The organism is Faecalibacterium sp. Marseille-Q0746, from assembly GCF_017377595.1.
GTDB classification, from domain to species: Bacteria; Bacillota; Clostridia; order Oscillospirales; family Ruminococcaceae; genus Faecalibacterium; species Faecalibacterium duncaniae.
Genome location: NZ_JAFREI010000037.1, coordinates 1 through 7,709 on the forward strand (window position 1 = coordinate 1; position 7,709 = coordinate 7,709).

Here is a 7,709-nt window from a genome sequence, read left to right on the forward strand (position 1 = left end):
TGTATCTGGCGATTGCGAGAGAACCATATGCAGTAACAGTGGCTTTTCTGTTGTTACTTATAAAAGGAGGTCTACTTTATAAACGAGCTATGGCCGGTCGATAAGGAGTTGAGCCATACAAATTCAAGTTTGTCGTTCTAAAAATTCAACTGAATAATCCCAGCAAAAACCGCTGCTACATGGAATCCAACAAACCATGCAACAGCGGTTTTCCTTTACCGTTTTTTCCTCTGGTTGATAGGCGTTCCCGTTTTCTTTGATTTTTGGAGAATCCGAATAAGCCAGCGAAATTCTTCATCTGACAGATTTTTATAGTTGATACCGAGCTGCTTGCAGTAAAGCACTGCCAGTTTTTCCAAACGGCTGCCCTTGAAATTTTCGACCGCTTCCAGATTTTCTTTCAGTTCATTGGCAACAGTGGTCTGGGGCGCACTCTCACTATCCTTTTTATGGGTTTCCCGAATATCCCGGATAATCAGGTTTAGGTCATCCAGAACCATGTGGCTGAAATATTCATCATCACTGATATGGGCGGCTTGCAGCACTTTCAAATGTGGGTCATCTTCGCCAGGGCGATACCGTTCTATGATTTCATGTCGGACAGTATCGACAAGGGTGTTGAGGTTTTGAATCTGCATGGTGGCAATCCCATCCACATAAATCTCAATGTCCGCAAGAAACTTGATAAAGTCCTTATGGGTGGCAAGTTCGCAGAGCAGACGGTTGTTGATCCGACCGCTTTTCAGAAGTGCAACCATTTCATCGTTCAAATGCAGCTCCGTCAGTGGCGTGTTGATCTGCTCCCTGTTCTCTGTCCGGCACAGCAGATAATCGACGGAAACCCCATAGAAGTCTGCCAGCGTGATAAGGTTGCCATGATTGATTTCCTTAAAATCTTCTTTTTCATAACTGCCAAGGGCTGATTTAGAAATACCCGTTAGTTTTGATAGTTCTTCCAGATTTAAGCCTTTGTCCTTGCGGAGTTCCCAAAGGCGTTCCTGTATGCTTGTTGCTCCTTTCATGGGCACACGCTCCTTTCCAACGGTTTCATTGCTGCCGCTTATCTGGATTATATCACACTTTCCGTAATCGTGGAAATTTCTGATTTTTACCCTTAATTCCTACTTTGTGGACATACGGCACAGGGCACAAAAATGTTCTATGATACAGGTAGTTCATCGATGGATTATTCCAATCGAATGACCAGCCTGTGTGGGATATGCTTCCCCGGCGATGTAGCGCCATGAATTTTGGCAGGGATATGGAGGAACCCTGACCAAAACGAGCGTACCAAAGGGAGCGATACGCCGCTGTGAGATTCAGGGGAGGAACGACACCGGGGAGAACTGGCGAACTGACACCGAAATGATACCGAAACACAACAATCTGATAGGGGGGCAGTCTACCCTATCGCTGATACTTCGGGAGATTTTAAGCGGCTCTATGGCTGTAATTTTACCGAAAATCGCCCCGAAACCATACACTAAAACGGGAGGAAGCGCAATATGCCGAGAATGAGCAAAAAGAGGAAGTATGAGCTTTCCTTTTACCTCAATGACCGGGGGCGTGTCACTTACAACGAATTATGCCGGAAATGCCAGCATGGGTGCAAGCAGAGCTTCCGGGCGGTTGTGATTGACTGCCCCTGTTATTTATCCAAACGAGCAAAGAAAAAGGAGGAACACACAGAATGAATTTTGAATTTATGACGATAGACACACCATTGCCGCCCTGTATGCCTTTTCCCAGAGCGTTGACAGGATTTCCAGTCAGCAGCACCGCAAAGGTCATGTACTGCCGGATGCTGGACGCTATGCTCTCCAAAGGGCAGGAGGACGAGAACGGAATCCTCTTTGTCTGCTTCCCTGTCACAGCCATTGCCGCAGTCCTGTCCCGCAGCTCCATGACGGTCAAGCGTTCTCTGAATGAACTGGAAACTGCCGGACTTATCATGCGGGTGCGTCAGGGCATTGGAGAACCAAACCGAATTTATGTGCTGATACCGGGAAAGGAGGATGCTGCCCTTGCCTGATACCTCAAAGCTGGAAAAACTCAATCGGGAGTTGGAAAAAAGCGAAAAGAAACTGCGGAAAGCCATCAATGATGAAAAGGCATTGCAGCACCAGTTGAAACAGCTTACCCGAAAGGAACGGACGCACCGGCTCTGTACCCGTGGCGGTATGCTGGAAAGTTTTCTGCAAGAGCCGGAACGCCTGACAGATGATGATGTCATGCTGTTGTTGAAACTCATTTTTCACAGACAGGACACGCAGGAACTATTGAAAAAACTGCTGGAACGGGAGATGCCGGAACCCCCTTAGTTTACTAAGGGCGCAATTATACACCACCCAAAGGTTGGTGCATTGCGTTCTCCGAAGGCTCCTCGCCGGAGGGCTGTGATTTTCCGCAGTCATGGTCTGCTCCAAATCATACAGGGGACGCTACGCTTCCCCTGCGCTGGCTGTCGCCAGCTACCCTTTTGTGGACTTGCCGCCCGGAAACACCTTGCGCTGCAAGCTGTTCCCGTCCAGCAAGTTTTATCAGTCGAGCTATCCTTATCTACGGTAATTTAGTATAATAAGGTCAAAAAACAGAACGCTATCATTGTGCAACCGATATGCAACTGATAATTGCTTGATAGTTGGTGGTAGCAACACGGTAATTCAGATAGAATAAAGCCAACAAAGAAAGGAGGTCATCCAAATGTTAGTAAACATCATTATGATTGTAGTCGGAATAGTTTTCTCATGTATCTTTGTCGGCTTGCTTATCCTTGTTATTCGTGCATTGCTTAAATATATCCGTACAGAGAAATGAAGCCAACAGCAACATTAGGAGGTGGTCAAATGAAAGTAACCGTATTTATGATAATCGTTGGAATAATTTTCTTATGTATCTTTGTTGGTTTGCTTACCCTTATTGTTCGTGCATTACTCAAATATATCCATTCAAAAGATGTACGGCAGGAAAAATCCGTAGTGAGGAAATCGTTGGGTGAAGCACTCAAAGTACACAGAACACAGTGCAAAATGACGCAGGAATTTGTTGCTGAAACGATTGGTGTTAGCAGGCAGGCTGTTTCAAAATGGGAAAATGGAACATCCGACCCTTCCACATCAAATCTTTTTGCACTTGCAAAACTTTACGGTATTTCTGTTGAAGAATTACTAAAAGAAGTTGAATAATCTTCATGCAGATATTTTATTTCATCATCGGGCCACCCTGACCCGAACTTTCAAAACTGAATACCAGCCGCCCACCGGCGGCACCACCGAGCAGGAAATCTGAAAAGGTCTCCTGCTTTTTTTCTGCCCCAAATGAGGTGGTAAAACGCCACCCCATCCACCAATTACCGAAAGGAGGGACACGAAATGCCCTGTCCACACAACGAAATCTCGATTGTGCAGCGAAGCCAACAGCAGTCTGCGGTTGCCGCCGCTGCCTACCAGAGCGGCGAAAAGCTGTTCTGTGGATACGATCAGGAAGTGAAGCACTACCCGGAAAAGCGTGGTATCGTCCACAATGAAATCTTGCTTCCGGCAAATGCCCCACGGTCGTATGCAGACCGCAATACTTTATGGAACGCCGCCGAAGCGGTGGAGAAGCAATGGAATTCCCAGCTTGCAAGGCGGTGGGTGCTTACCATCCCCAGAGAGATACCGCCCGACCAGTACGCCGCCCTTGTCCGGGATTTCTGCAATCAGCAGTTTGTTTCCAAAGGAATGTGCGTGGATTTTGCCATCCATGACAAAGGGGACGGAAACCCTCACGCTCATGTCATGCTGACTATGCGGGCAATGGATGAACATGGGAAATGGCTTCCCAAGAGCCGCAAGGTTTATGACCTTGACGAGAACGGGGAACGGATAAAACTTCCGTCCGGCAGATGGAAAAGTCACAAGGAAGATACGGTTGACTGGAACGACCGCAAGTATTGTGAAATCTGGCGGCATGAATGGGAGATCATCCAGAACCGCTATCTGGAAGCCAACAACCGCCCGGAGCGGGTGGATCTCCGTTCTTATGAAAGACAGGGGCTTGATATTATCCCTACCGTCCATGAGGGTGCTGCTGTCCGGCAGATGGAAAAGCGAGGGATTCAGACCAACATCGGAAATCTGAACCGGGAAATCAAAGCCGCCAACAGCCTGATGAAGTCTATCCGGCAGCTTATTAAAAATCTCAAAGGCTGGATTATCGAGCTTAGTGAAAAACGAAAAGAACTGCTTGCGGAAAAAGCTGCGGAGGAAGCGGTATTTCTTCCCAATCTGTTGATGAAGTACATGGAGGTACGAAAGGCAGAACGGAGCGACTGGACACGGGCGGGACAAAACCGTGGAACTTCCAAAGACTTAAAGGCAGTCAGCGAAGCCCTGTCCTATCTTCAGAGAAAGGGACTTTCCACCGTGGAGGATTTGGAAAACTTTATAGAAACGTCCGGGAAATCTGCCGCCGACTACCGAAAGCAGATGAAGCCAAAGGAAACCCGCAGCAACGTGATTGACGCTATCCTTGCCGCCCGGACGGACTGTAAGGAATGTAAGCCCGTTTATGAGAAATACCAGAAGATATTTTTCAAGAAAACTAAGGAAAAATTCAAGCTGGAACACCCGGAGGTTGCCCGGTTTGAGAAAGCCAGTGCCTACCTTGCCAAGCACCCGGATGATAAGGACAGCACGAAAAAGGAGCTTTTGCAGGAACAGGCGAAGCTTGTGGGCGAAATCGCAGACTTGAAAGTACCGTTGACCGAGGTGCAGGAAGATTTGAAGAAGCTGCGGGACATCCGCTACTGGGTACGGAAAGCCACACCCGGCACAGAAGAAAGCAAAGAGCCGTCCAAGAAGCAGTCCCTCAAAGAAGTCTTGCAGGATAAGGCGAACGAGAAAAAAGCACAAAGAACTGTCCCGGCACAGACGAAACACAAACAACAGGATATGGAACTTTAACAGGCACTTGCCATTTTCAGATTGAGAATGATAAGTGCCTTTTCTTTTTTACAAGGAGGAATTGATTTGAATGTATTTGAAGCTGTGAAGCAGTCCGTTACGACAAGACAGGCTGCGGAGCATTATGGAATCCGTGTAGGTCGGAACGGGATGGCTTGTTGCCCGTTCCATAACGATAAAACCCCAAGCATGAAGCTGGATCGGCGTTACCACTGCTTCGGCTGCGGTGCGGATGGGGATGTGATTGATTTTACCGCCGTCCTGTATGGGCTGGGAAAGAAAGAAGCCGCCGTACAACTGGCACAGGACTTTGGAATTTCCTATGAGGACTGGAAACCGCCGGGAAAGGTAAAAAAGCCCAAGCCCCGGCAGAAATCCCCGGAGGAACAGTTTCAGGAAGCAAAGAGCCGCTGCTTCCGTATCCTTGCCGATTATCTCCACCTGCTTAGGGCATGGAGAAAGGATTATGTCCCGCACTCCCCGGAGGAAGCCGTTCATCCCCGGTTTGTGGAAGCCTTACAGAAGCAAGCCCAAGTGGAATATCTGCTGGATGTGCTGCTGTTCGGGGAGACAGAGGAAAAAGCGGCTTTGATTACGGACTACGGAAAGGATGTGATACAGCTTGAACAACGAATGGCAGAGCTTGCAGCCGCAGACGCAGCAAGAACTAAAAAACACCATGAACGCTATGCAGCCGCCCCAGAGCATTGAGGAAATCAAGGCGGGGCTGGAAACTACCGAGAAAGGCGGTGTCCGTCAGAGCATACGGAACTGCCTGACCGTATTCCAGCGTGACCCGCTGCTTTCCGGGGCTATCGCATACAACATTCTGACCGACCGCAAGGACATCATAAAGCCCATCGGTTTTCACAGGGAAAGCACCGCCCTGAACGATACGGACATGAAGTATCTGCTTCTTTATCTGGAAGAAACCTATGGGCTTACCAATGAGAAAAAGATTGATAACGCCATCGGGATTGTGGCGAATGAAAACAAGTACCATCCCATCCGGGACTATCTCAATACCCTTGTGTGGGACGGGACAGAACGAATCCGTTTCTGCCTGCGGCACTTTCTGGGGGCTGACGCAGACGATTACACCTATGAAGCGTTGAAGCTGTTCCTGCTGGGTGCAATCTCACGAGCCTTTCAGCCGGGGTGCAAGTTTGAAATCATGCTCTGTCTGGTAGGTGGTCAGGGGGCTGGCAAGTCCACCTTCTTCCGTCTGCTGGCAGTCCGGGACGAGTGGTTCTCCGATGATTTGCGGAAGCTGGACGATGACAATGTGTATCGCAAGCTGCAAGGTCACTGGATTATCGAAATGTCGGAAATGATGGCAACCGCAAACGCCAAGAGCATTGAGGAAATCAAGTCATTTTTAAGCCGGCAGAAAGAGGTTTACAAGATACCCTATGAAACCCACCCGGCAGACCGCCCCCGTCAGTGCGTGTTTGGCGGCACTTCCAATGCCCTTGACTTCCTGCCCCTTGACCGTTCCGGCAACCGCCGCTTTATCCCGGTCATGGTGTACCCGGAGCAAGCTGAGGTTCACATTTTGGAGGACGAAGCCGCTTCCAGAGCCTATATCGAACAAATGTGGGCAGAAGCGATGGAGATTTACCGAAGCGGCAGGTTCAAGCTGGCTTTCAGCCCCGCCATGCAGCGGTATCTCAAAGAACACCAGCGGGATTTTATGCCGGAGGACACCAAAGCCGGGATGATACAGGCGTATCTTGATAAGTACACCGGGAGCATGGTCTGTTCCAAGCAGCTCTACAAGGAAGCCTTAAACCATGCCTTTGACGAGCCGAAGCAATGGGAAATCCGGGAAATCAACGAGATTATGAACCAGTGCATTTCCGGCTGGCGGTACTTCCCGAACCCAAGAATGTTTTCAGAATATGGCAGACAAAAGGGCTGGGAGCGTGAAAACCCGGCAACGGACTCCGGCAACCCGTCTGAAAAAACGATGGATGGTTTTGTGGAGGTCACAGAACAGATGGAGCTTCCATTCTGAAAATGACCGCCCGTTGCACCCCCTGTTGCTATCCCGTTGCCGAGCCGGTTGCCGGGGAAAACCCCTTATTTCCGGGCTTTTCTCCCTTATAACAACCAAAACAACAGAAAAATAAAAGAAAAGTATAAATAGTAACCATCGCCAGATTGAGATTGTTTGCAAGGTCTTTTGAAGCCCGTTGCCGGACTTCGTTGCCGACACCCTCTGTCTGGCTATTTTCATGTATGGAGGATAACTGCCTATGGCAAAAAACAAAACAGAGATTCATGTGACCACTGTATTTGACGGGGAACTGGACGCAACCGATGTGTTCGTCAGTCTGATTTCCCAGAAATACGGTAAAACAAATACAAAAGAATATCTTGCTAAAAAGAAAGATATAGGCTATAATGAAGATGAGGTTCAAAAGAGCCAGATACCGTCTGGATTGTGTGGGTAAATGGCTATGATGAACGAAATGGAATACAGAACAATCGGTTCGGCACTTGCCGGGGGTTATCGTGCAGCGGTCTATTGCAGACTGTCAAAGGACGATGACCTGCAAGGCGAAAGTGCCAGTATCGCAAACCAGCGTGATATGCTGGAAAAATACTGCGAAAAGCAGGGATGGGAGGTTGTGGCAGTCTATCAGGACGATGGCTTCACAGGTCTTAATATGGAGCGTCCTGATTTACAGAGAATGTTGAGAGCCATTGAGCGCAGGCAAATCAACCTTGTCATCACGAAAGACCTCAGCCGACTGGGGC

At 48.7% G+C, this 7,709-nt stretch carries 11 protein-coding genes; 9 read left to right on the forward strand and 2 right to left on the reverse strand.

All coding sequences use genetic code 11. The features are described 5' to 3' along the window. Positions 1-215 precede the first annotated feature (215 nt). Positions 216-1,022, reverse strand: a complete 807-nt coding sequence (locus J3351_RS13675; protein WP_005924756.1) for a helix-turn-helix domain-containing protein — start codon at positions 1,020-1,022, stop codon at positions 216-218. A 483-nt stretch (positions 1,023-1,505) separates the two neighbouring features. Here J3351_RS13675 and J3351_RS13680 point away from each other — a divergent pair, with 483 nt between their 5' ends. The 7 genes from J3351_RS13680 (at position 1,506) to J3351_RS13710 (ending at position 6,963) form a co-directional block, all read left to right on the forward strand. After that, a complete protein-coding gene (locus tag J3351_RS13680; protein WP_005927683.1) occupies positions 1,506-1,694 on the forward strand; it encodes a hypothetical protein in 189 nt (62 codons plus the stop codon). Next, positions 1,691-2,032: a DeoR family transcriptional regulator gene (locus J3351_RS13685; RefSeq protein WP_005927681.1), complete on the forward strand. Its 342-nt coding sequence runs from the start codon at positions 1,691-1,693 to the stop codon at positions 2,030-2,032. Before J3351_RS13680 ends, J3351_RS13685 begins: the two co-directional genes overlap by 4 nt. Then, positions 2,025-2,321 (forward strand): DUF3847 domain-containing protein, encoded by a 297-nt coding sequence (locus J3351_RS13690; RefSeq protein WP_005927679.1) that lies wholly within the window; start codon positions 2,025-2,027, stop codon positions 2,319-2,321. The genes J3351_RS13685 and J3351_RS13690 overlap by 8 nt, the downstream gene beginning before the upstream one ends. A gap of 525 nt (positions 2,322-2,846) precedes the next feature. Next, positions 2,847-3,185 (forward strand): helix-turn-helix domain-containing protein, encoded by a 339-nt coding sequence (locus tag J3351_RS13695; protein WP_003509323.1) that lies wholly within the window; start codon positions 2,847-2,849, stop codon positions 3,183-3,185. Positions 3,186-3,371: 186 nt separating this feature from the next. Beyond that, entirely contained in the window at positions 3,372-4,946 is a 1,575-nt protein-coding gene (gene mobQ, locus J3351_RS13700) for a MobQ family relaxase (RefSeq protein WP_207697979.1), read from the forward strand. A 66-nt stretch (positions 4,947-5,012) separates the two neighbouring features. After that, entirely contained in the window at positions 5,013-5,657 is a 645-nt protein-coding gene (locus J3351_RS13705) for a CHC2 zinc finger domain-containing protein (protein ID WP_207697980.1), read from the forward strand. Further along, positions 5,626-6,963, forward strand: coding sequence for a virulence-associated E family protein (locus J3351_RS13710; protein ID WP_044959872.1), 1,338 nt, complete (start codon positions 5,626-5,628; stop codon positions 6,961-6,963). The genes J3351_RS13705 and J3351_RS13710 overlap by 32 nt, the downstream gene beginning before the upstream one ends. A 28-nt stretch (positions 6,964-6,991) precedes the next feature. On the opposite strand, the gene J3351_RS14330 is transcribed toward J3351_RS13710, so the two are convergent. After that, the gene (locus tag J3351_RS14330) at positions 6,992-7,231 is read right to left on the reverse strand and encodes a hypothetical protein (protein ID WP_021682886.1); all 240 of its coding nucleotides are present in this window, start codon (positions 7,229-7,231) and stop codon (positions 6,992-6,994) included. On the opposite strand from J3351_RS14330, the gene J3351_RS13715 reads away from it, so the two are divergent. Both J3351_RS13715 and J3351_RS13720 read left to right on the forward strand, forming a co-directional pair. Continuing rightward, positions 7,205-7,402, forward strand: coding sequence for a hypothetical protein (locus tag J3351_RS13715; RefSeq protein WP_002569220.1), 198 nt, complete (start codon positions 7,205-7,207; stop codon positions 7,400-7,402). The genes J3351_RS14330 and J3351_RS13715 overlap by 27 nt on opposite strands. Then, positions 7,403-7,709: recombinase family protein (locus tag J3351_RS13720; RefSeq protein WP_207697981.1), on the forward strand; the 307-nt coding region annotated here is incomplete at its 3' end.